This is a genomic window from Pseudomonas delhiensis, from assembly GCF_900187975.1.
GTDB lineage: Bacteria > Pseudomonadota > Gammaproteobacteria > Pseudomonadales > Pseudomonadaceae > Pseudomonas > Pseudomonas delhiensis.
Window position 1 is genome coordinate 161,850 of record NZ_FZPC01000008.1, and the last position, 23,120, is coordinate 184,969.

Genomic DNA, 23,120 nt, shown 5'->3' on the forward strand with positions numbered 1-23,120 from the left:
GCCCGGGAGCCCCTTCTCCCGCGGTTGACGCGCCCTGTGGGCGTGATTTTCGAATCGGCCAACTTTAGCACGCCGGCGGGGGGAGCAAGGAGCGCCGGGCCGGGGATCGGGGCAAACGACGCCTGCCGGGTTTAGTGGTAAGCTCCCGCGCCATGAAAACGCCAACCTCCCGTCCCGTAGTGCTCTGCCTGTCCGGCCACGACCCCAGTGGCGGCGCCGGCCTGCAGGCCGACATCGAAGCCCTGATCGCCCAAGGCTGCCATGCGGCGCCCGCCGTCACCGCGCTGACCGTTCAGGACACCGTCAACGTTTCCGACTTCCGCGTGCTCGACCGCGAGTGGGTGCTGGCCCAGGCCAACGCCGTGATCGCCGACCTGCCGGTGGCCGCGGTCAAGCTGGGCATGCTCGGCTCGGTGGAGATGGTCGACACCGTGGTCGAGATCATGCAGTCGCTGCCCGGCGTGCCGCTGGTCTGCGACCCGGTGCTGCGCGCCGGCGGCGGCGGCGCCCTGGGCAAGGACGAGGTGGGCTACGCGATCCGCGAGCGGCTGTTCCCGGTGGCCGCCATCGCCACGCCGAACCTGCCGGAGGCGCGCATCCTCGCCGAGCTGCCCGAGGGCAGCGCCGACGAGTGCGCCGAGAAGCTGCTGCCATACATCCGCAACCTGCTGATCACCGGCGGCCACGGCGACGAGTCCGAGGTGCACAACCGCCTGTACGGCCGCGACGGCAGCCAGCACACCTTCACCTGCCAGCGCCTGCCGGGCAGCTACCACGGCTCCGGCTGCACCCTGGCCAGCGCCCTGTCCGGCCGCCTGGCCCTGGGCGAGGAACTGGCCAGCGCCGTGCGCAGCGCCCTCGACTACACCTGGCGCACCCTGCGCGACGCCGAGGCCCCCGGCCGCGGCCAGTACGTCCCGCGCCGGCTGCCGCTGGACTTCTGCTCCTGATTCACCTGCCGAGGCCTTCATGAAACTCCGCGGACTCTACGCCATCACCGATAGCAAGCTGCTCGCCGACGGCCGCCTGCTGCCCTACGTCGAGGCCGCGCTGCGCGGTGGCGCGCGCCTGCTGCAGTACCGCGACAAGTCCAGCGACGAGTCGCGCCGCCTGCGCGAGGCCGAGGCCCTGCGCGAGCTGTGCGAGCGCCACGGCGCCACCCTGATCGTCAACGACGACGCCGAGCTGGCCGCGCGCCTGGGCGTGAGCGTGCACCTGGGCCAGACCGACGGCTCCCTGGCCGCCGCCCGCGCCCTGCTGGGCCGCCAGGCGATCATCGGCGCCACCTGCCACGGCAGCCTGCAGCTGGCCGACCAGGCCGTCGCCGAGGGCGCCGACTACGTGGCCTTCGGCCGCTTCTTCCAGTCGCTGACCAAGCCCGGCGCGTCCGAAGCCAGCCCCGAGCTGCTGGAGCAGGCCCGCGCGCGCTTCGCCAACGTGCCGCTGGTGGCCATCGGCGGCGTGACCCTGGAAAACGCCCCCGGCCTGATCGGCCGCGGCGCCGACCTGCTGGCGGTGATCAACGCGCTCTTCGCCGCCGACACCCCGGCCGAGGTGGAGCGCCGCGCCCGCGCCTTCGCCGCGCTGTTCTAACCTTTTCCCGCGGCGCCGCTGCGCGCCGCCCCGCTTTCACGGATCCCAACGAGAGGTCGCCATGTCCCGTTCCGAACTCCTCTTCGCCAACGCCCAGAAGCACATCCCCGGCGGCGTCAACTCGCCGGTGCGCGCCTTCAAGAGCGTCGGCGGCACGCCGCTGTTCTTCAAGCACGCGGAAGGCGCCTACGTGGTGGACGAAGACGACAAGCGCTACGTCGACTACGTCGGTTCCTGGGGCCCGATGATCCTCGGCCACGCCCACCCGGAAGTGCTCGATGCGGTGCGCCGCCAGCTGGAGCACGGCCTGTCCTACGGCGCGCCGACCGCGCTGGAAGTGGAAATGGCCGACCTGGTCTGCTCGCTGGTGCCGTCCATGGACATGGTGCGCATGGTCAGCTCCGGCACCGAGGCGACCATGAGCGCCATCCGCCTGGCCCGCGGCTATACCGGCCGCGACGACATCATCAAGTTCGAGGGCTGCTACCACGGCCACTCCGACAGCCTGCTGGTGAAGGCCGGCTCCGGCGCCCTGACCTTCGGCGTGCCGAACTCCCCGGGCGTGCCGGCGGACTTCGCCAAGCACACCCTGACCCTGCCGTTCAACGACCTGGAGGCGGTGGAGAAGGCCCTGGACGAATACGGCCAGAAGGTCGCCTGCATCATCGTCGAGCCGGTGGCCGGCAACATGAACTGCGTGCCGCCCGCCCCGGGCTTCCTCCAGGGCCTGCGCAAGGCCTGCGACAAGCACGGCGTGGTGCTGATCTTCGACGAGGTGATGACCGGCTTCCGCGTCGCCCTCGGCAGCGCCCAGGCCCTGTACGGCGTGACCCCGGACCTGTCGACCTTCGGCAAGATCATCGGCGGCGGCATGCCGGTGGGCGCCTTCGGCGGCAAGCGCGAGATCATGCAGCGGATTTCCCCGCTGGGCCCGGTCTACCAGGCCGGTACCCTGTCGGGCAACCCGCTGGCCATGGCCGCCGGCCTGACCACCCTGAAGCTGATCAGCCGCCCGGGCTTCCACGACGAACTGACCGACTACACCAGCCGCATGCTCCAGGGCCTGCAGGAACGCGCCGATGCAGCCGGCATCCCGTTCGTCACCACCCAGGCCGGCGGCATGTTCGGCCTGTACTTCAGCGGCGCCGACGACATCGTCACCTTCGCCGACGTGATGGCCAGCGACGCCGAGCGCTTCAAGCGCTTCTTCCACCTGATGCTGGAAGGCGGCGTGTACCTGGCGCCCAGCGCCTACGAGGCCGGTTTCACCTCCATCGCCCACGGCGACACCGAGCTGAAGCTGACCCTGGACGCCGCCGAGCGCGCCTTCGCCGCCCTCAAGTGAGCCCCTCCGGCCGCGGCGTTCGCCGCGGCCAATTTTCCGTCGTTACGCTTCCCAGGCACCTCCTACGCCAGTTTCTTGGCCATTCGGACGGAAACCGCGAAAAACACCGTAAAGACTTTGTAAGGAAGCGTCGGCTTATTTCATAATGTGCAGGCCGGCACGTTTTCGCCGGCCGGGCATCGCGCCCGCCCCGTTGCCGGAGGCCGTTTCTCCCCATGTACCGTTCTGGTCGCGCCCTGCTGCTGGGCAGCCTGTTGTTCATCTCGCCCCTGTTCGCGCAGGCGGGAGGCAACTCGCTGCTGGTCCCGGCGACCGGCCGCTGCACCCTGAACACGGTTCCCGAGCAACTGCAGCAGGCCCTGGCCAGCTGCCAGCAGATCGCCAACGGCGGCGACGCCGAGGCGCAGTTCGAACTGGGCGAGTACTACTACACCGGCGAACGCGCCCCGCGCGACTTCCCGGCCGCGCTGCGCTGGTACGAAAAAGCCTCGCTGCAGGGCCACGCCCAGGCCCAGTGGCGCCTGGGGACCATGTTCTTCCGCGGCGAAGGGGTCAAGGCCAACAACATCCAGGCCTACATAGTGCTGAAGATGGCCGCGGTGAACGGCGCCGAAGACGCCATGGACAGCGCCGACCTGGTCGCCGAGCAGATGAGCAAGGACGAACTGGACATCGCCAGCAAGGTGCTGGGGCAGATCTTCCGCAACTACCTGATCGAACTGCAGACCGCGGGCAATACGCCGTTTTCGCCGTTGCCGTAGCGGCCGGAGGCCGCAGCTGCAAGCTGCAAGCTGCAAGCACTCTCCCGCGTTACTTGCAGCTCGAGGCTTGAAGCTTCTAGCTGTTTTTATCCGGCATCGGCATCGGGAACGGCATGACGTTGCCGCCGCCCTTGGCCTCGCTGATCTTCGGCGTGCCCAGGCGCTCCACCTCGTCGATGCGGATGATCGCGTGCAGCGGCACGAAGCTGCGGATCACGCCCTCGAACTGGGCCTTGAGCTTCTCTTCGCTGGGGTCCACGACCACCTGGGTGCGCTCGCCGAAGACGAACTCCTCGATCTCCAGAAAGCCCCACAGTTCGCTCTGGTAGATCTGCTTGGCGTACATCTCGAACACCTGGCCCTGGTTGAGGAAGACCACTTTGTAGATCGGGTTCTCGCGCTTGTTCATGAACGGCGGATGACAGCTCTGCGAAAAGAGGCGCGAATCATAGCACAGCCGCCTGGCGCGCAACCCTAGGAACGGGCCCCTCGCGCCACTATAATGTCCGGTCATTTTGGATTCCCCCGACGAAGCGCGCATGGCCAAGAAGCTTTTCATTCAGACCCACGGTTGCCAGATGAACGAGTACGACAGCTCGCGCATGGCCGACCTGCTGGGCGAGGAGCATGCCCTGGAGTTGACCGAGAAGGCCGAAGATGCCGACGTGATCCTCCTCAATACCTGCTCGATCCGCGAAAAGGCCCAGGAGAAGGTGTTCTCCGAACTGGGTGCCTGGCGGGCCCTGAAGCAACAGAAGCCGGAGCTGGTGATTGGCGTCGGCGGCTGCGTGGCCAGCCAGGAAGGCGCCGCCATCCGCGAGCGCGCGCCGTTCGTCGACGTGGTCTTCGGCCCGCAGACCCTGCACCGCCTGCCGGAAATGATCGACGCCGCGCGCACCACCCGCCGGCCGCAGGTGGACGTGTCCTTCCCGGAGATCGAGAAGTTCGACCGCCTGCCCGAGCCGCGCGTCGACGGCCCCACCGCCTTCGTCTCGGTGATGGAAGGCTGCAGCAAGTACTGCAGCTTCTGCGTGGTGCCCTACACCCGCGGCGAGGAAGTCAGCCGGCCGTTCGACGACGTGCTCGCCGAGGTCATCCACCTGGCCGAGAACGGCGTCAAGGAAGTCACCCTGCTGGGGCAGAACGTCAACGGCTTCCGCGGCGCCACCCATGACGGGCGCATCGCCGACTTCGCCGAGCTGCTGCGGGTGGTCGCCGAGGTCGACGGCATCGAGCGCATCCGCTACACCACCTCGCACCCGCTGGAATTTTCCGATGCGCTGATCGCCGCCCACGCCGAACTGCCGCAGCTGGTGCCCTTCGTCCACCTGCCGGTGCAGTCCGGCTCGGACCGCGTGCTGGCCGCCATGAAGCGCAACCACACCGCGCTGGAATACAAGTCGCGCATCCGCAAGCTCAAGGCCGCGGTGCCGGACATCTGCATCAGCTCGGACTTCATCGTCGGCTTCCCCGGCGAGACCGACAAGGACTTCGAGCAGACCATGAAGCTGGTGGAAGAAGTCGGTTTCGACTACTCCTTCGTCTTCATCTACAGCCAGCGCCCGGGCACCCCGGCGTCGGACCTTGCGGACGACACCCCGGACGAGGTGAAGAAGCAGCGCCTGATGATTCTCAACACGCGCCTGCAGCAGCAGGGCTTCGAGATCAGCCGACGCATGGTCGGCAGCGTCCAGCGCATCCTCGTCACCGACTACTCCAAGCGCGACCCCGGCCAGCTGCAGGGCCGCACGGCGAACAACCGCGTGGTCAACTTCGCCTGCGACAACCCGCGCCTGATCGGCCAGTTCGCCGAGGTGGAAATCTACGAAGCGCTGCCCAACTCGCTGCGTGGCCGCCTGGTCGAGCCCACCCGTCACTGAAGCCATCCCGGCGCCCGACTTTCCCACACGGGCCGCCGGGGTTATTCTTCGGACATCCCTATTTCCCAATGGTCATACCGACAGCACCTTGAACGCCCCCCTGGATCTTCACCGCTTCACCCTGGAACCCTTCGACGCACGCAGCTTCGCCAACCTCTGCGGGCAGTTCGACGAGCACCTGCACCAGATCGAGAAACGCCTGGACATCGAGATCCGCAACCGCGGCAACCAGTTCGAACTGGTTGGCGAGGCCGCGCGCACCCAGGCCGCCGAGCACCTGCTGCAGCGCCTGTACCGCGAGGCGCAGAGCGGCACCGAGCTGACCCCGGACATGGTCCACCTGTTCCTCCAGGAATCCGGCCTGGAAGACCTGGCCAGCGCCAGCGAGGTGCCCAGCATCACGCTGAAGACGCGCAAGGCGCACATCCGCCCGCGCGGCGCCAACCAGCAGCGCTACGTCAAGGCGATCCTCGACCACGACATCAACTTCGGCATCGGCCCGGCCGGCACCGGCAAGACCTACCTGGCCGTGGCCTGCGCCGTGGACGCCCTGGAGCGCGAGCAGATCCGCCGCATCCTGCTGGTGCGCCCGGCGGTGGAGGCCGGCGAGAAGCTCGGCTTCCTCCCCGGCGACCTGTCGCAGAAGATCGACCCCTACCTGCGCCCGCTGTACGACGCCCTGTACGAGATGCTCGGCTTCGAGACCGTGGCCAAGCTCATCGAGCGCCAGGTGATCGAGGTCGCGCCGCTGGCCTACATGCGCGGCCGCACGCTGAACAACAGCTTCATCATCCTCGACGAAAGCCAGAACACCACCATCGAGCAGATGAAGATGTTCCTCACCCGCATCGGCTTCGGCTCCACCGCGGTGATCACCGGCGACATCACCCAGGTCGACCTGCCGCGCGGCACCCGCTCGGGCCTCAAGCACGTGATGGAAGTGCTGCGCGACGTCCCCGGCATCAGCTTCACCCACTTCAAGCCCAAGGACGTGGTGCGCCACCCGCTGGTGCAGCGCATCGTCGAGGCCTACGAACGTTTCGAGGCGCGCCAGCCGGTGCGCCTGGACGGCGAGCGCGCGCCCAGGGAAACCGGCGATGCTTGAACTCGACCTGCAGGTCGCAAGCGATGCCGCCGGCCTGCCCGGCGAGGCGCAGTTGCGCCGCTGGTGCGAACTGGCCCTGCGCCAGCGCCAGGCCGACTCCGAGCTGACCATCCGCCTGGTGGACGAGGCCGAGGGCCGCGAGCTGAACCGCACCTGGCGGCACAAGGACTACGCCACCAACGTGCTGTCCTTCCCCGCCGACGTACCCGACGAATTGCTGGACATCCCGCTGCTGGGCGACCTGGTGATCTGCGTGCCGGTGGTCGAGCGCGAAGCCGCCGAACAGGGCAAGGCGCCGGCGGCGCACTGGGCCCACCTGGTGATCCACGGCTGCCTGCACCTGCTGGGCTACGACCATATCGAGGACGCCGAGGCCGAGGAAATGGAGGCCCTGGAACGGCAATTGCTGGCCGAACTGGGCTACCCCGACCCGTATGCGGCGGATGAAGAATAAAAGCCAACGAGCAAAGGAAAGATGAGCGAAGACCGATCGAGCAACGGGCATAAGTCCTGGCTGGACAAGATCACCCAGGCTTTTGCCCATGAGCCGAGAAACCGCCAGGAGCTCCTCGAGCTGCTGCGCGACGCCCACGAGAACAAGCTGCTGGACAGCGAGGCGCTGTCCATCGTCGAAGGCGCCATCCAGGTCGCCGACCTGCAGGTGCGCGACATCATGGTGCCGCGCTCGCAGATGATCAGCATCAAGGCCAGCCAGAGCCCGCGCGAGTTCCTCCCGGCGATCATCGAGGCGGCGCACTCGCGCTACCCGGTGGTGGGCGAAAGCCTCGACGACGTGATGGGCGTGCTGCTGGCCAAGGACCTGCTGCCGCTGATCCTCCACGACGGCAGCCACGCCTTCAACATCAAGGACCTGCTGCGCCCGGCCACCTTCGTGCCCGAGTCCAAGCGCCTGAACGTGCTGCTGCGCGAGTTCCGCGCCAACCACAACCACATGGCCATCGTCATCGACGAGTACGGCGGCGTGGCGGGCCTGGTGACCATCGAGGACGTGCTGGAGCAGATCGTCGGCGACATCGAGGACGAGCACGACGTCGAGGAAGACAGCTACATCAAGCCGCTGCCCAGCGGCGATTTCATCGTCAAGGCGCTGACCCCGGTGGAGGCCTTCAACGATTTCTTCGGCGCGGAATTCTCCGACGAGGAATTCGACACCGTCGGCGGCCTGGTGATGAGCGCCTTCGGCCACCTGCCCAAGCGCAACGAGACCACCGAGCTGGGTGGCTTCCGCTTCCGCGTGCTCAACGCCGACAGCCGCCGCCTGCACCTGCTGCGCCTGACGCCGCTGCGCGACTGAAACCGGGGGCCAACGGCGGATAACCGCGAACGGTTATCCCTACGGGGAATGGCGTGGGTGGGACAGCGTAGGAGCGGATCTTATCCGCGAATCGCGCCGGGACATCCGGTTATCGCGGACAAGGTCCACTCCTACGGTTCCAGGAAGCACGGCTTTTCGTAGGATGGCGTTGAGCGAAGCGATACCCATCACCACGGCAGCATGGGTATCGCAAGCTCAACCCATCCTACGAAGAGCACCTCGGCGCAAGACAGTTGTTCCTACAGCCCATTCCGACGTCCTGCAACACAGCGTCGCAGACGCCTCATGGCTTTTCGCCGCAGCCCCATAGCCTACCGTTCGTCTCTCCATTACTCTTGCGCATCGCCAAATCGCTTCCAAGGAATACCGATGCGCTGGATCACCCGTCCCGGCTGGCCGGGCCATCTGCTGGCCCTGGCCGCCGGCGCCATCACCCCGCTGGCCCTGGCGCCCTACGGCATCTGGCCGCTGGCACTGCTCTCCGTCGCCCTCTTCTACCTCGGGCTGCGCGGCGTCACCCCGGGCTCGGCGCTGTGGCGCGGCTGGTGGTACGGCTTCGGCGCCTTCCTCGCCGGCACCGGCTGGATCTACTACAGCATCCATGACTTCGGCGGCGCCTCGCCGGCCCTGGCCGGCTTCCTGGTGGTCGGCTTCAGCGCCGGGGTGGCGTTCTTCTTCGGCCTGCCGGCCTGGCTCTGGGCGCGCATGCTGCGGCGCAACAACGCGCCGGTCAGCGATGCCCTGGCCTTCGCCGCGCTGTGGCTGGGCCTGGAAGTGTTCCGCAGTTGGTTCCTCACCGGCTTCCCCTGGCTCTACACCGGCTACAGCCAACTGCAGGGCCCCCTGGCCGGCCTGGCCCCGATCGGCGGCGTCTGGCTGATTTCCTTCAGCATCGCCCTGTGCGCCGCGCTGCTGATCAACCTGCCGCAGCTGACCTTCCGCCCGACGCAACTGGTCGTCGGCCTGGTGCTGCTGCTGGCCCCGTGGATCGCCGGCCTCGTCCTCAAGGGCCATGCCTGGACCAGCCCCGCCGGCGCGCCGCTGACCGTCGCCGCCATCCAGGGCAACATCGCCCAGGACATGAAGTGGGACCCCAAGCACGTCACCGCGCAGCTGGAGCTGTACCGCGACCTCAGCGCCGAGCAGCACGACGTCGACCTGATCGTCCTGCCGGAAACCGCCGTGCCGCTGCTCAAGGACCAGGCCGGCGGCTACCTGGGCATGCTCGACGAGATGGCGAAGCAGAAGCGCGCCGCGCTCATCACCGGCGTGCCCATGCGCCAGCGCGACGCCGACGGCGTGCACTACTACAACGGCATCACCGTGGTCGGCGACGGCAGCGGCGACTACCTCAAGCAGAAGCTGGTGCCCTTCGGCGAGTACGTGCCGCTGCAGGACCTGCTGCGCGGCCTGATCAGCTTCTTCGACCTGCCCATGTCCGACTTCGCCCGCGGCCCGGCCGACCAGTCGCTGCTCAAGGCCAAGGGCTACGCCATCGCGCCGTACATCTGCTACGAAGTGGTCTACCCGGAATTCGCCGCGGGCCTCGCGGCCCGGAGCCAGCTGCTGCTGACCATCAGCAACGACGCCTGGTTCGGCACCTCCATCGGCCCGCTGCAGCACCTGCAGATGGCGCAGATGCGCGCCCTCGAAGCCGGGCGCTGGATGATCCGCGGCACCAACAACGGCGTCACCGCGCTGATCGACCCGCAGGGCCGCATCGCCCACGAGATCCCGCAGTTCCAGCAGGGCGTGCTGCGCGGCGAGGCCACCCCGATGCAGGGCCTGACCCCCTACCTGAAATGGCGCCTGTGGCCGCTGGGCACCCTGGCGGTGGTCCTGGCGATCTGGGCCGTGGCGCGCCGCCAGGTCGCGCCCGAGCAGCGCAGGATGTTCGGCTGACATCGAGTCCGGTTCGACGCCGAGCAAGGTGTGGCCAAGGTCAGGCGGCGGATAACCGCGAACGGTTATCCGCCCTACGCTCCAGGGAAGCACGATCGTAGGATTCATCCGCGATAGCCGGCCACGCGCCATTCCCCTGTAGGAGCGCGCCCTGCGCGCGAATCGCGGACAAGGTCCGCGATGCCCCCCCTTCAGCGGTAGAACAGGCGGTACCCCAGCAACCCCAGCGCCTCGTTGAGCAACTGGTTGCTCTGCCAGAACGCCTTGGCCTCCGGCAGCCAGCCGCCGAACGGCCGGGCGTTGTCCACGCCGATGAAGCCCATTGGCGCCGGCACCACCTCCAGGCCGTTGGCCTCGAAACTCCAGACCGCGCGGGGCATGTGCTGCGCCTGGGTGACCAGCACCACCCGGCGCACGCCCGCCTGGCGGAGGATTTCCGCGCTCATCGTGGCGTTCTCCCAGGTGGTGCGGCTGCGCCCTTCCTGCCAGCGCACGCTCACCCCGTAGTCGTCCGCCAGGCTGGTGGCCATGAGCTGCGCCTCGCTGGGCGGCGTGCCGTAGTGCAGGCCGCCGGAGGTCAGCAGCGGCAGGCCGCTGGCCTTGGCCAGGCGCGCGGCGTAGCGCAGCCGCTCGCGGGCCATCAGCCCGGGCTGGTCGTCGCCCCAGGCCGGGTCGCCGCGCTCGCGGCCCGCGCCAAGGATGACGATGGCCTCGGCGCGCTGCGCCAGGGCCGCCCATTCGCCACGGGCCAGGGCCGGCTGGCGCTCCAGCAGGCGCGCGCCCCACTCCACCGTCAGCGGCAGGCTGAGCAGCCAGAAGCCGGCGAACCCGGCGACGAAGCAGGCCGCCGCCAGCCTCGGCCGGCGGCGGCGCAGGAAAAAGCCCAGCAACAGGAGGATCAGCAGGATGCCCGGCGGCATCAGGATCTGCTTGACGAGGTAGCGCAGCGGCATCGGCGACTCCTTTCAGGAAGCGCCACAGCCTAGCGGATGAACGCGCGGATTCAACGCCCGCGGGAACCGCGGAACAACTGCGAGCCGCAGGAGGTGCAGGGCATCACCCCATGCTGGCGGTTGTAGACCACCGGGGTGCCGCACAGCGCGCAGAGCAACTGCAGGTGGCGGTGCGACGGGCGCGTCTTGCCGGCGCTGCCGCCCAGGCGCGCCCGCGTGGAACGGGCGGGGGCGTGTTCGATCAGCGCCAGTTCCTCGGCGGCGGCGTGCCAGCCGCGCAGCCAGTTCACGTCCTGGTCGAGATAGGCGCGGATCAGCTGCATCTCGGCACTGCTCAGGCCGCGCAGCTCCAACTCCTCGGGATGCTCATCGCGCAGGCGTTCCGCGGTCTCGGCCTCGTCCAGGGCCAGTTCAAGTCGATGCAGCAACCGCTCATAAAGACCGGGACCCGACAAACTCGCACGATGCAGCTCAGCCATCAGTCACCTCAAGCAGGCGGAAACCTCCCGCCCTCAGGCCAAGCTTAGCGTCCCGGCCCTCGGGCCACCGAGCGCGCGACAAACGGCGCGGGCTACCGGCTCGGGGAGGGCTCATGTATGCTACGAGGCTTTATGCAGCCCCTTGCCGGCCGGCCGCCGCGGTGCCCCGGCAAGACGGGAGCGCCCGCTCAGCTCCCACGGCCGCGCCGTCTATTCCGTACAGGTCCAAGTCGCGCCATGCACGAGCAATACCAGCCTCTCGAGATCGAATCCCAGGCCCAGAAGTACTGGAACGAACACAACTCCTTCCGTGTCGAGGAAGTCCCCGGCAAGGAGAAGTTCTACTGCCTGTCGATGTTCCCGTATCCGAGCGGCAAGCTGCACATGGGGCACGTGCGCAACTACACCATCGGCGACGTGATCAGCCGCTACCAGCGCATGCGGGGCCGCAACGTCCTGCAGCCGATGGGCTGGGACGCCTTCGGCATGCCGGCGGAGAACGCCGCGATGAAGAACAACGTCGCCCCCGCCGCCTGGACCTACGACAACATCGCCTACATGAAGGCCCAGCTGAACAGCCTGGGCCTGGCCATCGACTGGTCGCGCGAGGTCACCACCTGCAAGCCCGACTACTACCGCTGGGAGCAGTGGCTGTTCACCCGCCTGTTCGAGAAGGGCGTGATCTACCGCAAGAACGGCACCGTGAACTGGGACCCGGTGGACCAGACCGTGCTGGCCAACGAGCAGGTCATCGACGGCCGTGGCTGGCGTTCGGGCGCGCTGATCGAGAAGCGCGAGATCCCGATGTACTACTTCAAGATCACCGCCTACGCCGAAGAGCTGCTGGAAAGCCTCGACCACCTGCCGGGCTGGCCGGAACAGGTCAAGACCATGCAGCGCAACTGGATCGGCAAGTCCCGCGGCATGGAGATCGCCTTCCCCTATGACCAGGCCTCGATCGGCGAGGCCGGCCAGCTGAAGGTCTTCACCACCCGTCCGGACACCCTGATGGGCGCCACCTACGTCGCCGTGGCCGCCGAGCACCCGCTGGCCACCCTGGCCGCCCAGCGCGAGCCGGCCCTGCAGGCGTTCATCGACGAGTGCAAGCGCGGCGGCGTCGCCGAGGCGGACATCGCCACCCAGGAGAAGAAGGGCGTCGCCACTTCCCTGTTCGTCGAGCACCCGCTGACCGGCGAGAAGCTGCCGGTGTGGATCGCCAACTACGTGCTGATGACCTACGGCGAAGGCGCGGTGATGGCCGTGCCGGCCCACGACGAGCGCGACTTCGAGTTCGCCAACAAGTACCACCTGCCGATCCGGCAGGTGATCACCCTGGCCGCCGGCGACGACGGCTACGACGCCAGCACCTGGCAGGAGTGGTACGGCGCCAAGGACGACAGCGTGCGCACCGTCAACTCCGGCAAGTACGACGGCCTCGGCTACCAGGCCGCGTTCGACGCCATCGGCGCCGACCTCGCCGCCAAGGGCCTGGGCCAGGCACGCACCCAGTTCCGCCTGCGCGACTGGGGCATCAGCCGCCAGCGCTACTGGGGCTGCCCGATCCCGATCATCCACTGCGACGCCTGCGGCGACGTGCCGGTGCCGGCCGACCAGCTGCCGGTGGTGTTGCCGGAGAACGTGGTGCCGGATGGCGCCGGCTCGCCGCTGGCGAAGATGCCGGAATTCTACGAGTGCAGTTGCCCGAAATGCGGCCAGCCGGCCAAGCGCGAAACCGACACCATGGACACCTTCGTCGAGTCGTCCTGGTACTTCGCCCGCTACGCCTGCCCGCAGTTCGAGGACGGCATGCTGGACAGGAAGGCCGCCAACTACTGGCTGCCGGTGGACCAGTACATCGGCGGCATCGAGCACGCCATCCTGCACCTGCTGTACGCGCGCTTCTTCCACAAGCTGATGCGCGACGAAGGCCTGGTCGACTCCGACGAGCCGTTCAAGGACCTGCTGACCCAGGGCATGGTGGTCGCCGAGACCTACTACCGCACCACCGCCAACGGCGGCAAGGACTGGTTCAACCCGGCCGACGTGGAAGTCGAGCGCGACGCCAAGGCCAAGGTCGTGGGCGCGCGCCTGAAGACCGACGGCCTGCCGGTGGAGATCGGCGGCACCGAGAAGATGTCCAAGTCGAAGAACAACGGCGTGGACCCGCAGGCGATGATCGACGCCTACGGCGCCGACACCTGCCGCCTGTTCATGATGTTCGCCTCGCCGCCGGACATGAGCCTGGAGTGGTCCGACTCCGGCGTCGAGGGCGCGAGCCGCTTCCTGCGCCGCGTCTGGCGCCTGGCCCAGGCCCACGTCAACGCCGGCTTCGCCGCCGCGGTGGCGCAGGACACCCTGAACGACGCGCAGAAGGAAATCCGCCGCGCCATCCACCTGGCCATCAAGCAGGCCAGCCAGGATATCGGCCAGAACCACAAGTTCAACACCGCCATCGCCGCGGTGATGACGCTGATGAACGTGCTGGAGAAGGTCCCGCAGGAAGACGCCGGCAACCGCGCCCTGCTGCAGGAAGGCCTGGAGACCGTCGCCCTGCTGCTGGCGCCGATCACCCCGCACATCTGCCACGTGCTCTGGCACGAACTGGGCCACAATGGCGCGGTGATCGACGCGCCCTGGCCGCAGGTCGACGAGAGCGCGCTGGTGCAGAACACCCTGCAACTGGTGGTGCAGGTCAACGGCAAGCTGCGCGGGCACATCGAGGTGCCGGCGCAGGCCAGCCGCGAGGACGTCGAGGCCACCGCCCGCGCCAACGAGAACGTGCTGCGCTTCACCGACGGCCTGACCATCCGCAAGGTGATCGTGGTCCCCGGCAAGCTGGTCAACATCGTCGCCAACTGATGGCATTCGCCCGCGGCGCCTTGCCGCGGGCAACCCGGATCAACAGGAGTGAGGGAAGCTTGATGAAACGTATCCTGACCGGCATCGCGCTGATCGGCCTGACCACGCTGCTGGCCGCCTGCGGTTTCCACCTGCGCGGCCTGGGCGATACGAACTTCGCGCTGAAGGAAGTCGACCTGAGCGCGCGCAACGCCTATGGCGACACCGTCAAGGACCTGCAGCGCCTGCTGGAGAACAGCGGCGTGAAGGTGACCAGGAGCGCGCCCTACCACCTGTTCCTCGCCCGCGAGGCCGAGACCCAGCGCACCGCCAGCTACAGCAGCTCGGCGCGCAGCGCCGAGTACGAGCTGACCACCACGGTCGACTACGAGGTGCGCGGCGCGAACAACCTGCTGCTGATGACCGACAAGGTCGAGGTGCAGAAGGTCTACCTGCACGACGAGAACAACCTGATCGGCTCCGACCAGGAAGCCGCCCAGCTGCGCAAGGAAATGCGCCGCGACCTGGTGCAGCAGCTCGCCCTGCGCCTGCAGATGCTCACCCCGGCCCGCCTGGAATACCTTCAGCAACAGGCCGAAGCCAAGGCCAAGGCCGAAGCCGACGCGCTCAAGGCCGCGGACGAGGCGGCCAGGCAGCAGCCGCAGCAGTCGCCGATCGAACTGCCGAAGGCGCAGTAAGAGGACCAGGGGGCCGGCCATGCCGGCCCCCGTACTTTCATGAAGCTCAATCCCGCCCAACTCGCCAAGCACCTGCAGGGCAGCCTGGCCCCCGTCTACGTGGTCAGCGGCGACGAACCGCTGCTCTGCCAGGAAGCCTGCGACGCCATCCGCGCCGCCTGCCGCCAGCGCGACTTCAGCGAGCGCCAGGTGTTCAACGCCGAGGCCAACTTCGACTGGGGCCTGCTGCTGGAGGCCGGCGCCAGCCTCTCGCTGTTCGCCGAGAAGCGCCTGCTGGAGCTGCGCCTGCCCTCGGGCAAGCCCGGCGACAAGGGCGCCGCGGCATTGCAGGAATACCTGCAGCGGCCGCCGGAAGACACGGTGCTGCTGGTTACCCTGCCCAAGCTCGACGGCGCCACCCAGAAGACCAAGTGGGCCAAGGCGCTGATCGACGGCGAGGCCGCGCAGTTCATCCAGATCTGGCCGGTGGACGTGCACCAGTTGCCGCAGTGGATCCGCCAGCGCCTGTCCCAGGCCGGGCTGGCCGCCAGCCAGGACGCGGTGGACCTGATCGCAGCGCGGGTGGAAGGCAACCTGCTGGCCGCCGCGCAGGAGATCGAGAAACTCAAGCTGCTGGCCGACGGCAACCAGCTCGACGCCGCCACCGTGCAGGCGGCGGTGGCCGACAGCGCGCGCTTCGACGTCTTCGGCCTGATCGACGCCGCCCTGGCCGGCGAAGCCGCGCACAGCCTGCGCATGCTCGAAGGCCTGCGCGGCGAGGGCGTGGAACCGCCGGTGATCCTCTGGGCCCTGGCCCGGGAGATCCGCCAGTTGGCCGGCATCGCCCAACTGTTCGGCCAGGGCGTGCCCCTGGACAAGGCCTTCGCCCAGTGCCGCCCGCCGGTGTGGGACAAGCGCCGCCCCCTGCTCACCCGCGCCCTGCAACGGCACAGCGGTTCGCGCTGGAACCAGCTGCTGCAGGACGCCCAGTTGATCGACGCGCAGATCAAGGGCCAGGCCCAGGGCGACGCCTGGAACGGCCTGGCACGCCTGGCACTGCTGCTGGCCGGCCAGCGCCTGCCGTTGCCGCCGGGCTGATCTCCCCTGCCGTCTCCCCCGTAGGAGCGGACCTTGTCCGCGATAGCCGGACGTATCGGCGCGTTTCGCGGATAAGATCCGCTCCTACACCATGCCAGCCTCGGCAGTCCCTTGTAGGAGCGCGCCCTGCGCGCGAATCGCGGGCAGGGCCCGCTCCTACAGGTTGATGCCGAACCTCCCCGCCACGCCGGACGGCCCCCTCTCCCGCTTGCGGGAGAGGGCTGGGGAGAGGGTGCGGAGTCGATCCAAAACACAACCGCCACCGGCAAACACCATTCGCGAGCAAGCTCGCTCCTACATGGCGCTCCTGCAGGTTGATGCCGGAAAGCCCCCGTTCGGCAGCTGTGCGCTGCACGACAAGAACCACTGCGCTGCCGCGCAATACGCCTGGTCGGCAGCTCCCTATCGTCGCCCCATCGACCCGCCGATAAGGAGAACAAAGCGATGCCGGCCGATCCGATCACCCTGGCCGTGGTGCGCGGCGCGCTGGAGATGACCCAGCGCGAGATGACCCTGACGCTGGAAAAAACCAGCCGCTCCAGCGTCTTCAACCTCGCCCACGACTACTCCAACGCGCTCTTCGACCACCATTCGGAAATGATCCTGCAGGGCCAGGACATCCCCATCCACCTGGGCTCGCTGATCCCGGCGATGAAGGCCGTGTCCGGCTACTTCGGCGACGACGTCGCCGAAGGCGACGTGATCTACCACAACGACCCCACCTACGCCGGCAGCCACATCATCGACTGCTGCATGTACAAGCCGGTGTTCTACCAGGGCGAGCTGGTGTTCTGGACCGTGTGCAAGGGCCACCTCACCGACATCGGCGGCCCGGTGCCGGCCGGCTACAACCCCGACGCCAAGGAAATCTACGCCGAGGGCCTGCGCATCCCGCCGGTGAAGCTGTGGGAAAAAGGCCGCCGCCGCGAGGACGTGATCAACCTGCTGCTCACCAACATGCGCGCCCGGCGCAACCAGGAGGGCGACCTCAACGCCCAGTACGGCGCCTGCCGCGTCGGCGAGCGCAACCTCATCGCCCTGCTCGACAAGTACGGCGTGGCCACGGTGCGCGAGTGCATCGCCGAACTGAAGGACATGGCCGACCGGCAGATGCGCGAGCTGATCCGCTCGGTGCCCGACGGCAGCTACACCGGCCACGCGGTGCTGGAGGATTCCGGCCACGGCCTGGGCGAGCTGGCCATCAGCGCCACCGTCACCATCAGGGACGACAGCTGCCACATCGCCGTGCAGAGCCCGCCCCAGGTGCCCTACTTCATCAACTCCTACGCCGGCAACTCGATGTCGGGCATCTACCTCGGGCTGATGATGTTCGCCCAGGTGCCGCCGCCCTATAACGCCGGGCTCTATCGCTGCGTGACCGTGGACCTGGGGCCGAAAGGCACCCTGTGCAACGCCGAGGAACCGGCGCCCCACGTCAACTGCACCACCACGCCCATGGAGACCCTCACCGACGCCGTGCGCCAGGCCTTCGAGCAGGCCGCGCCGGAACGCGTCACCGCCTCCTGGGGGCACACCAGCGGGGTGAACATCGCCGGCGTCGACCCGCGCACCGGCGAGGAATACGTGACCATGGTGCTGGCCTCGATCATTTCCGGCGCCGGCGCCACCTCGGAGCTGGACGGCTGGCACGCCTGCGGCCCGCTGTGCTGCTTCGGCGCGCTCTACTCCGGGGACATCGAGCTGCTGGAGTACAGCTACCCGATCCTCATCCACCGCTACGCGCTGATGGCCGACAGCGCCGGCGCCGGCCAGCTGCGCGGCGGCTCGGGCACCTGCCTGGAAGTGGAGCCGCTGGACCACGAGATGACCGTGATCTCCTTCGGCGAAGGCCGCCAGCGCACCACCATGGGCGCCGCCGGCGCGGCCAACGGCCTGGACGAGCCCAAGCTGGGCGGCGTGGAGATCATCCGCGACGGCGAGCACGAGAAGCACACCCGCAACGTCATGACCGTGCTCAAGCCCGGCGAGCGCCTGGTCAACCGCACCCCCGGGGGCGGCGGCTACGGCCCGGCCTTCCGCCGCCTGCCCGAGGCCGTGGCGCGCGACGTGCGCGACGGCCTGGTCTCGCCGCGCGGCGCCGAACTCGACTACGGCGTGGTGCTGACCAGCGCCGGCGAGATCGACCAGAAAGCCACCGCCCAACGCCGCCAAACCGCCTGAGGAACCCGACATGCACAGCCAATACCGCCTCGGCGTCGACGCCGGGGGCACCTTCACCGACTTCATCCTGGCCGAACGCGAAGGCCGCGTGCACCTGTTCAAGGCGCTCTCCACCCCGCAGGACGGCACCCTGGCCATCGCCGACGGCCTGCGCCAGATCAGCCAGGCGCTGGGCCGCCCGGTGGAAGAGATAGTCGCCAACTGCGACCTCTGCATCAACGGCACCACGGTGGCGCTGAACGCGCTGATCGAGCTCAAGGGCGTCAAGGTCGGCCTGCTGGCCAGCGCCGGACACGAGGACAGCATCGAGATCCGCCTGGGCCACAAGGAAGAAGGCTACCGCTATGACCCCGACTACCCCCCGGCGCCGCAACTGGCCCCGCGCTTCCTGCGCCGCCCAGTGCGCGGGCGCATCCTCGCCGACGGCCGCGAGCACACGCCACTGAACGAGAGCGACGTGCGCGACGCCGCGCGGCTGTTCGCCGAACAGGGCGTGGAGGCGGTCGCCGTGTCCTTCCTCTGGTCGGTGCGCAACCCGGCCCACGAGCAGCGCGCCGTGGCCATCCTGCGCGAGATGCTGCCGGGGGTGTTCGTCTGCAGCGGCACCGAGGTGTTCCCGCAGATCCGCGAATACACCCGCACCTCCACCACCCTGGTCAACGCCTACCTGAGCCCGGTGATGGCGCGCTACGTGGCGAAGATCGACGACTACTTCCGCCAGCTCGGCGCCCAGCGCCCGGTGCGCTACTTCCAGTCCAACGGCGGCCTGGCCACCGGCGAGCACATGCGCGGCCGCGCGGTGAACGCGATCAACTCCGGTCCGGCCTCGGCGCCCCAGGCCGGGCTGTTCGTCGCCCAGCCGTTCGGCATCCGCAACGTCATCACCGTGGACATGGGCGGCACCTCCTTCGACATCACCCTGACCCGCGAAGGCAAGACCAACCTCAGCCGCGACGCCGACTTCCTGCGCCAGCGCATCGGCGTGCCGATGATCCAGGTCGAGACCCTCGGCGCCGGCGGCGGCTCCATCGCCCACATCAACCCCTACGGCATGCTCGAGGTGGGCCCGCAGAGCGCCGGCTCCAGCCCCGGCCCGGTGGCCTACGGCCAGGGCGGCGAGCTGCCGACGGTGACCGACGCCAACCTGGCGCTGGGCTACCTCAACCCCGAGGCGCGCCTGGGCGGGCGCATCAGCCTGGACCGCGAGGCGGCGCTGGCGGCGATCCGCGCGAAGATCGCCGAGCCCCTGGGCATGGACGTGGACAAGGCGGCCTGGGGCATCCACGCCATCGTCAACGCCAACATGGTCAACGGCATCCGCCGCGTGTCCATCGAGCGCGGCTACGACCCGCGGGACTTCGCCCTGATCGGCGCCGGCGGCGCGGCGGGCGTGCACATGACCGCGCTGGCCGAGGACATGGGCATCGACACCGTGCTCATCCCCAGGGTCGCCTCGGGCCTGTGCGCGCTGGGGCAGATCCTCTCCGACGTGAAGCACAACTACCTGGCCACCTACCCCATCCTGGCCCGCGAGGACGCCGACCTGGCCGGCCTGGAGGCGGCCTTCGCCGAGCTGGAACAGCAGGGCCGCGCCACCCTGCGCGGCGACGGCTTCGCCGACGCGGACATCGCCGTGGTGCGCAGCCTGGAGATGCGCTACGTCGGGCAGATCCACGAATGCACGGTGGAAATCGGCGACCTGCAGGTCAACGCCGACACCCTGCCGGCCATAGTCGAGGCCTTCCACCGCCGCCACGAGGCGCTCTACACCTACGCCGAGGCGGACAACCCGGTGGAGATCGTCAACCTGGAAAGCCAGGTGATCGGCCGCGTCTCGCGCCCGCCCTTCCCCAGCCTGCCGGCCAGCGACGGCCACGCCCAACGGGCCCTGGCCGGCAGCCGACCGATGCTCTTCGGCGAGGACGGCATCTGGACCGACACCCCGGTGTACCAGGGCGAGCTGCTGCTGGCCGGCGACCGCCTGCACGGCCCGGCGGTGGTCGAGGAAGCCACCACCAACATCCTCATCCGCCCCGGCTGGGTGGTGGAACTGCACGAATCCGGCTGCTACCGTCTGAGCCGCCAGCGCTGAGCCCGGAACGCCGGACCTCCCGCGGAGGTCCGGCGCCGGGGCGCCCGGCCATCAAGGCACAAGAGCTGCATGGACATTACAACCCGAACACGCTGCAAGCGCTTCTGCCATGACCAAGCAAACCAGCTTCGACACCACCGCCATTGCCGGCGCGCAACGCCAGGAATACTGGAAGCGTTGCGTCAGCGACACCTATTTCCCGCTGGAACTGGACTACATGGCAGGCGAAAGCTTCCAGGGCCGGCTGGAGCTTTTCAGCCTGGGCGACCTGAGCCTGTCCTACCTCGACTCCTCCCCCCTGCGCTACCGCCGCCAGAACCACCATCTCGGCCAGTGCGAGGACGAGTCGTTTCTGCTCTCCCTGCCCCTGCGCAGCTGTTTCGAATTTACCCAGCGCGGCCGCCGTACCGTCTGCCAGCCCGGCAGCTTCGTGCTGGAACGCAGCGGCGAACCCTACGAATTCCTCTACGCCCAGAGCAACGCCCTGTGGGTGCTGAAACTGCCCGAACGCACCCTGCGCCGCCACGTGGCCACGCCCGACCAGCGTTGCGCGCTGAACTTCGACGCCACCCGCGGCGCCGGTGCGCTGTTCGCCGACTACCTGGCCCTCAGCGCGCGCCGCCTGGGCGAGCTCGAACCCGGCGACGGCCAGCGCCTGAGCCGCCAGCTGCTCGAACTGCTGGGCATGGCCCTGGAACGCCAGCACCCCGGCGAAAGCCAGTCCAGCGCCGTCGCCGCGGCCCACCTGCGCCGCGTCGAGCAGCACATCCACCGCCACCTCGACGACAGCAGCCTGAACCCCGCCGGCATCGCCCAGGCCTGCGGCATTTCGGTGCGCTACCTGCACCGGCTGTTCCAGGGCAGCGGCCGCAGCGTGCAGGAGTGGGTCCGCGAACTGCGCCTGCAGGCGTGCCACGATGCCCTGCTGGCCACGCCGCCACCGCCGTCCATCGGCGAGCTGGCCTACCGCTGGGGCTTCGCCGACCAGGCCCACTTCAACCGCGCCTTCAAGGCCCGCTACGGCATCGCGCCCGGCGAGCTGCGCAGGGCGGCGCGGATCAACTGACCTGCGGCCTGGACATCCCCGCTGAAAGCGCCGATGATGCCGATGCCCGCAATGGGCGGGCGTTCGTCCCGAGGAGAAGACCATGGCGAAGAAAGCCAAACGGCCGAACAAGGCCAAGTCCCTGGTAGCCCAACCGCTGTTCCGCAGCCGCCAGGAACAGCCGCTCAAAGGCAAAGGCAGCTACCGCCGCGAAGCCTCCCGCAACTGGGAGGCTTCGTTGTTTCTGGCAGCCTGAAATCCCCTCCAAAGCCCCCCGCACCACCCTCTTCGCCCTTCCCCCTCCCCCTGCCTAAGCCCCTGCCCGCCCGCTTGCGCTGGCCGACAAAACTTCCTGCGCTGTCGGCAAATACCCGGCCAGGCCATTCCCCTACTGTCGTGCAACCGCTCATTTCAACAACAACAAGGGGACGGTCATGGCAGGAGCAATCTCGAATTCGGCTTCATCCACGGAACTCGCCGCGGGAGTGATTCCCGAGGCCCAGCGGCTCGGCCGCGGCTCGCTGACGATGGCCTGGTGGGGCATCTGCAGCGCGATGTTCTACCTGGTGGTCGCCGCGGCGCTGGCAATGGGCTACGGCACCCTCAACGCACTCATCGGCCTGCTGCTGTCGGTACTCAGCTACGGGGCAATCAACGCGATCATCAGCCGCTACGCCATCGCCAGCGGGCTGTCGGTGGCGCTCTTCTCCCAGGTGCTGTTCGGCAAGGCCGGCGCGGCCCTGGCCACGCTGATCTTCTGCGCCACGGCGGTCTACTACAGCGTGTTCGAGGGCTCGGTGATGGCCGTGGCGCTGCAGCACAGCTTCCCCGCCCTGGGTACCCACGCCTCGGCGCTGGTGGTCGTGATCTACAGCGTGCTGATGATCTTCGGCAACACCATGCGCCGGCTGGACAAGCTCAACGGCCTGCTGCTGCCGCTCTACCTCATCGGCCTGTTCGCCCTGGTCGGCATGAGCATCGCCGAATACGGCTATTCCACGGCCTGGCTGGAGCTGACGCCGCCGGGCGGCCCGGTGGCGCACGGCTGGTGGAACTGCTTCACCTACTTCATGGGCGTCTGGGTGCTGATGATGTACACCTGGGACTACGCCCGCTACGGCCGGCCCGAGGATAGCGACTACCACGCGCGGGTGAACTTCGGCATGCCCTTCTACGTGGTCACCTTCCTGCTCAACGGCATGGTCGGCATCTTCCTCGCCGCCACCATCCCCGGCGACGGCGGCCTGAGCGAGGTCTCGGTGGTGCTGGCGATCATCAAGCTGATGGGGCTGGGCGGCCTGCTGTTCGTCTGGATCACCCAGACGCGCATCAACACCGGCAACTTCTTCCTCGCCGCGACCAACATGCAGGCCTTCTTCGCCCGCCTGGGCCTGGGCCGGGTGCCCTACGCGGCCTGGGCGCTGCTGACCGGGACGCTGGTCTACCTGCTGATGCTGCTGGACGTCTTCGGCTACATCCTCCAGGCGCTGTCGTACCAGAGCATCTTCATCGTCTCCTGGGTGGCGATCGCCCTGGCGCAGATCCGCAGGACGCGCGGCCAGCCGGGCGGCTATCCCGCGCAACTGCCCGCCTTCAACACCCGCGGCCTGCTGGCCTGGTTCCTCTCCGCCGCGGTGGGCATCGCCCTGCTCGGCCATGCCGAGTTGTCCAGCTTCTCCGCGCCGGCCTCCTTCTGCCTGGCCTTCCTCGGCTACCTGTGGGCGCCCTCCCTCGCCCGCCGCCCGCTGGCCGGAAGCGACATCGGCTGACCGGGCCCAGGCCACGGGCGGCCCGGCGCCGCCCGCTCCCGACAACAAGAACCGACAAACATTGGA

20 protein-coding genes are annotated in these 23,120 nt (G+C 68.6%); 17 read left to right on the forward strand and 3 right to left on the reverse strand.

Translation table 11 applies throughout. The features are described from left to right. Nucleotides 1-152: 152 nt before the first annotated feature. From CHC02_RS09465 to CHC02_RS09480, 4 genes are all read left to right on the forward strand, one after another. Entirely contained in the window at nucleotides 153-950 is a 798-nt protein-coding gene (locus tag CHC02_RS09465; protein ID WP_089391218.1) for a hydroxymethylpyrimidine/phosphomethylpyrimidine kinase, read from the forward strand. Nucleotides 951-969: 19 nt separating this feature from the next. Then, on the forward strand, nucleotides 970-1,593 hold the full coding sequence (gene thiE / locus CHC02_RS09470; RefSeq protein WP_089391219.1) for a thiamine phosphate synthase: 624 nt from the start codon (nucleotides 970-972) through the stop codon (nucleotides 1,591-1,593). 61 nt (nucleotides 1,594-1,654) lie between these two features. Then, nucleotides 1,655-2,938, forward strand: a complete 1,284-nt coding sequence (gene hemL, locus CHC02_RS09475; RefSeq protein ID WP_089391220.1) for a glutamate-1-semialdehyde 2,1-aminomutase — start codon at nucleotides 1,655-1,657, stop codon at nucleotides 2,936-2,938. 215 nt (nucleotides 2,939-3,153) lie between these two features. After that, complete coding sequence (locus CHC02_RS09480; RefSeq protein ID WP_089391221.1) at nucleotides 3,154-3,699, forward strand: tetratricopeptide repeat protein; 546 nt, start codon at nucleotides 3,154-3,156, stop codon at nucleotides 3,697-3,699. Nucleotides 3,700-3,775: 76 nt separating this feature from the next. Here CHC02_RS09480 and CHC02_RS09485 read toward each other — a convergent pair whose 3' ends face one another. After that, complete coding sequence (locus tag CHC02_RS09485) at nucleotides 3,776-4,108, reverse strand: DUF1820 family protein (RefSeq protein WP_089391222.1); 333 nt, start codon at nucleotides 4,106-4,108, stop codon at nucleotides 3,776-3,778. Between the two features lie 130 nt (nucleotides 4,109-4,238). Between CHC02_RS09485 and miaB the strand changes: the two genes are divergently transcribed. The 5 genes from miaB to lnt all read left to right on the forward strand — a co-directional run bounded on the left by miaB (nucleotide 4,239) and on the right by lnt (nucleotide 9,922). Then, entirely contained in the window at nucleotides 4,239-5,579 is a 1,341-nt protein-coding gene (gene miaB, locus CHC02_RS09490; RefSeq protein WP_089391223.1) for a tRNA (N6-isopentenyl adenosine(37)-C2)-methylthiotransferase MiaB, read from the forward strand. A gap of 88 nt (nucleotides 5,580-5,667) precedes the next feature. Further along, complete coding sequence (locus CHC02_RS09495; RefSeq protein WP_089391224.1) at nucleotides 5,668-6,684, forward strand: PhoH family protein; 1,017 nt, start codon at nucleotides 5,668-5,670, stop codon at nucleotides 6,682-6,684. Then, complete coding sequence (ybeY, locus tag CHC02_RS09500) at nucleotides 6,677-7,138, forward strand: rRNA maturation RNase YbeY (RefSeq protein WP_089391225.1); 462 nt, start codon at nucleotides 6,677-6,679, stop codon at nucleotides 7,136-7,138. The genes CHC02_RS09495 and ybeY overlap by 8 nt, the downstream gene beginning before the upstream one ends. 21 nt (nucleotides 7,139-7,159) lie before the next feature. Further along, nucleotides 7,160-7,999, forward strand: a complete 840-nt coding sequence (locus CHC02_RS09505; RefSeq protein ID WP_089391226.1) for a CorC family transporter — start codon at nucleotides 7,160-7,162, stop codon at nucleotides 7,997-7,999. A 390-nt stretch (nucleotides 8,000-8,389) separates the two neighbouring features. Beyond that, nucleotides 8,390-9,922, forward strand: a complete 1,533-nt coding sequence (gene lnt / locus CHC02_RS09510) for an apolipoprotein N-acyltransferase (protein ID WP_089391227.1) — start codon at nucleotides 8,390-8,392, stop codon at nucleotides 9,920-9,922. Between the two features lie 191 nt (nucleotides 9,923-10,113). Here lnt and CHC02_RS09515 read toward each other — a convergent pair whose 3' ends face one another. Together CHC02_RS09515 and CHC02_RS09520 are read right to left on the reverse strand one after the other, a co-directional pair. Beyond that, a complete protein-coding gene (locus CHC02_RS09515; protein WP_089391228.1) occupies nucleotides 10,114-10,875 on the reverse strand; it encodes a YdcF family protein in 762 nt (253 codons plus the stop codon). A gap of 50 nt (nucleotides 10,876-10,925) precedes the next feature. After that, the gene (locus CHC02_RS09520; protein WP_089391229.1) at nucleotides 10,926-11,354 is read right to left on the reverse strand and encodes a hypothetical protein; all 429 of its coding nucleotides are present in this window, start codon (nucleotides 11,352-11,354) and stop codon (nucleotides 10,926-10,928) included. Between the two features lie 237 nt (nucleotides 11,355-11,591). Between CHC02_RS09520 and leuS the strand changes: the two genes are divergently transcribed. From leuS to CHC02_RS09560, 8 genes are all read left to right on the forward strand, one after another. Continuing rightward, nucleotides 11,592-14,213 carry a leucine--tRNA ligase gene (gene leuS, locus CHC02_RS09525; protein ID WP_089391230.1) on the forward strand — a complete coding sequence of 874 codons (2,622 nt, stop codon included), beginning with the start codon at nucleotides 11,592-11,594 and terminating at the stop codon, nucleotides 14,211-14,213. Between the two features lie 62 nt (nucleotides 14,214-14,275). Next, nucleotides 14,276-14,890, forward strand: coding sequence for an LPS-assembly lipoprotein LptE (locus tag CHC02_RS09530; protein ID WP_089391231.1), 615 nt, complete (start codon nucleotides 14,276-14,278; stop codon nucleotides 14,888-14,890). Between the two features lie 39 nt (nucleotides 14,891-14,929). Continuing rightward, nucleotides 14,930-15,967 carry a DNA polymerase III subunit delta gene (gene holA, locus CHC02_RS09535; protein ID WP_089391232.1) on the forward strand — a complete coding sequence of 346 codons (1,038 nt, stop codon included), beginning with the start codon at nucleotides 14,930-14,932 and terminating at the stop codon, nucleotides 15,965-15,967. Between the two features lie 444 nt (nucleotides 15,968-16,411). Beyond that, a complete protein-coding gene (gene capB / locus CHC02_RS09540; RefSeq protein ID WP_089391233.1) occupies nucleotides 16,412-18,148 on the forward strand; it encodes a caprolactamase subunit beta in 1,737 nt (578 codons plus the stop codon). Nucleotides 18,149-18,158: 10 nt separating this feature from the next. Further along, entirely contained in the window at nucleotides 18,159-20,240 is a 2,082-nt protein-coding gene (gene capA / locus CHC02_RS09545) for a caprolactamase subunit alpha (protein ID WP_089391234.1), read from the forward strand. A 109-nt stretch (nucleotides 20,241-20,349) separates the two neighbouring features. Next, complete coding sequence (locus tag CHC02_RS09550; protein ID WP_089391235.1) at nucleotides 20,350-21,306, forward strand: AraC-like ligand-binding domain-containing protein; 957 nt, start codon at nucleotides 20,350-20,352, stop codon at nucleotides 21,304-21,306. Between the two features lie 82 nt (nucleotides 21,307-21,388). Then, on the forward strand, nucleotides 21,389-21,541 hold the full coding sequence (arfA, locus tag CHC02_RS09555; protein ID WP_089391236.1) for an alternative ribosome rescue factor ArfA: 153 nt from the start codon (nucleotides 21,389-21,391) through the stop codon (nucleotides 21,539-21,541). A 229-nt stretch (nucleotides 21,542-21,770) separates the two neighbouring features. Beyond that, a complete protein-coding gene (locus CHC02_RS09560; protein WP_244160890.1) occupies nucleotides 21,771-23,054 on the forward strand; it encodes a purine-cytosine permease family protein in 1,284 nt (427 codons plus the stop codon). Nucleotides 23,055-23,120: the final 66 nt, after the last annotated feature.

What these genes read in the sequence shown, in the direction of transcription:
- miaB (WP_089391223.1), top strand. Translation starts at nt 4,239, where the DNA reads ATGGCCAAGAAGCTTTTCATTCAGACCCACGGTTGCCAGATGAACGAG.
- CHC02_RS09485 (WP_089391222.1), bottom strand. Translation starts at nt 4,108, where the DNA reads ATGAACAAGCGCGAGAACCCGATCTACAAAGTGGTCTTCCTCAACCAG.
- hemL (WP_089391220.1), top strand. Translation starts at nt 1,655, where the DNA reads ATGTCCCGTTCCGAACTCCTCTTCGCCAACGCCCAGAAGCACATCCCC.
- thiE (WP_089391219.1), top strand. Translation starts at nt 970, where the DNA reads ATGAAACTCCGCGGACTCTACGCCATCACCGATAGCAAGCTGCTCGCC.
- CHC02_RS09520 (WP_089391229.1), bottom strand. Translation starts at nt 11,354, where the DNA reads ATGGCTGAGCTGCATCGTGCGAGTTTGTCGGGTCCCGGTCTTTATGAG.
- CHC02_RS09550 (WP_089391235.1), top strand. Translation starts at nt 20,350, where the DNA reads ATGACCAAGCAAACCAGCTTCGACACCACCGCCATTGCCGGCGCGCAA.
- lnt (WP_089391227.1), top strand. Translation starts at nt 8,390, where the DNA reads ATGCGCTGGATCACCCGTCCCGGCTGGCCGGGCCATCTGCTGGCCCTG.
- arfA (WP_089391236.1), top strand. Translation starts at nt 21,389, where the DNA reads ATGGCGAAGAAAGCCAAACGGCCGAACAAGGCCAAGTCCCTGGTAGCC.
- CHC02_RS09505 (WP_089391226.1), top strand. Translation starts at nt 7,160, where the DNA reads ATGAGCGAAGACCGATCGAGCAACGGGCATAAGTCCTGGCTGGACAAG.
- CHC02_RS09465 (WP_089391218.1), top strand. Translation starts at nt 153, where the DNA reads ATGAAAACGCCAACCTCCCGTCCCGTAGTGCTCTGCCTGTCCGGCCAC.
- capA (WP_089391234.1), top strand. Translation starts at nt 18,159, where the DNA reads ATGCACAGCCAATACCGCCTCGGCGTCGACGCCGGGGGCACCTTCACC.
- holA (WP_089391232.1), top strand. Translation starts at nt 14,930, where the DNA reads ATGAAGCTCAATCCCGCCCAACTCGCCAAGCACCTGCAGGGCAGCCTG.
- ybeY (WP_089391225.1), top strand. Translation starts at nt 6,677, where the DNA reads ATGCTTGAACTCGACCTGCAGGTCGCAAGCGATGCCGCCGGCCTGCCC.
- CHC02_RS09530 (WP_089391231.1), top strand. Translation starts at nt 14,276, where the DNA reads ATGAAACGTATCCTGACCGGCATCGCGCTGATCGGCCTGACCACGCTG.
- leuS (WP_089391230.1), top strand. Translation starts at nt 11,592, where the DNA reads ATGCACGAGCAATACCAGCCTCTCGAGATCGAATCCCAGGCCCAGAAG.
- CHC02_RS09480 (WP_089391221.1), top strand. Translation starts at nt 3,154, where the DNA reads ATGTACCGTTCTGGTCGCGCCCTGCTGCTGGGCAGCCTGTTGTTCATC.
- CHC02_RS09515 (WP_089391228.1), bottom strand. Translation starts at nt 10,875, where the DNA reads ATGCCGCTGCGCTACCTCGTCAAGCAGATCCTGATGCCGCCGGGCATC.
- capB (WP_089391233.1), top strand. Translation starts at nt 16,412, where the DNA reads ATGCCGGCCGATCCGATCACCCTGGCCGTGGTGCGCGGCGCGCTGGAG.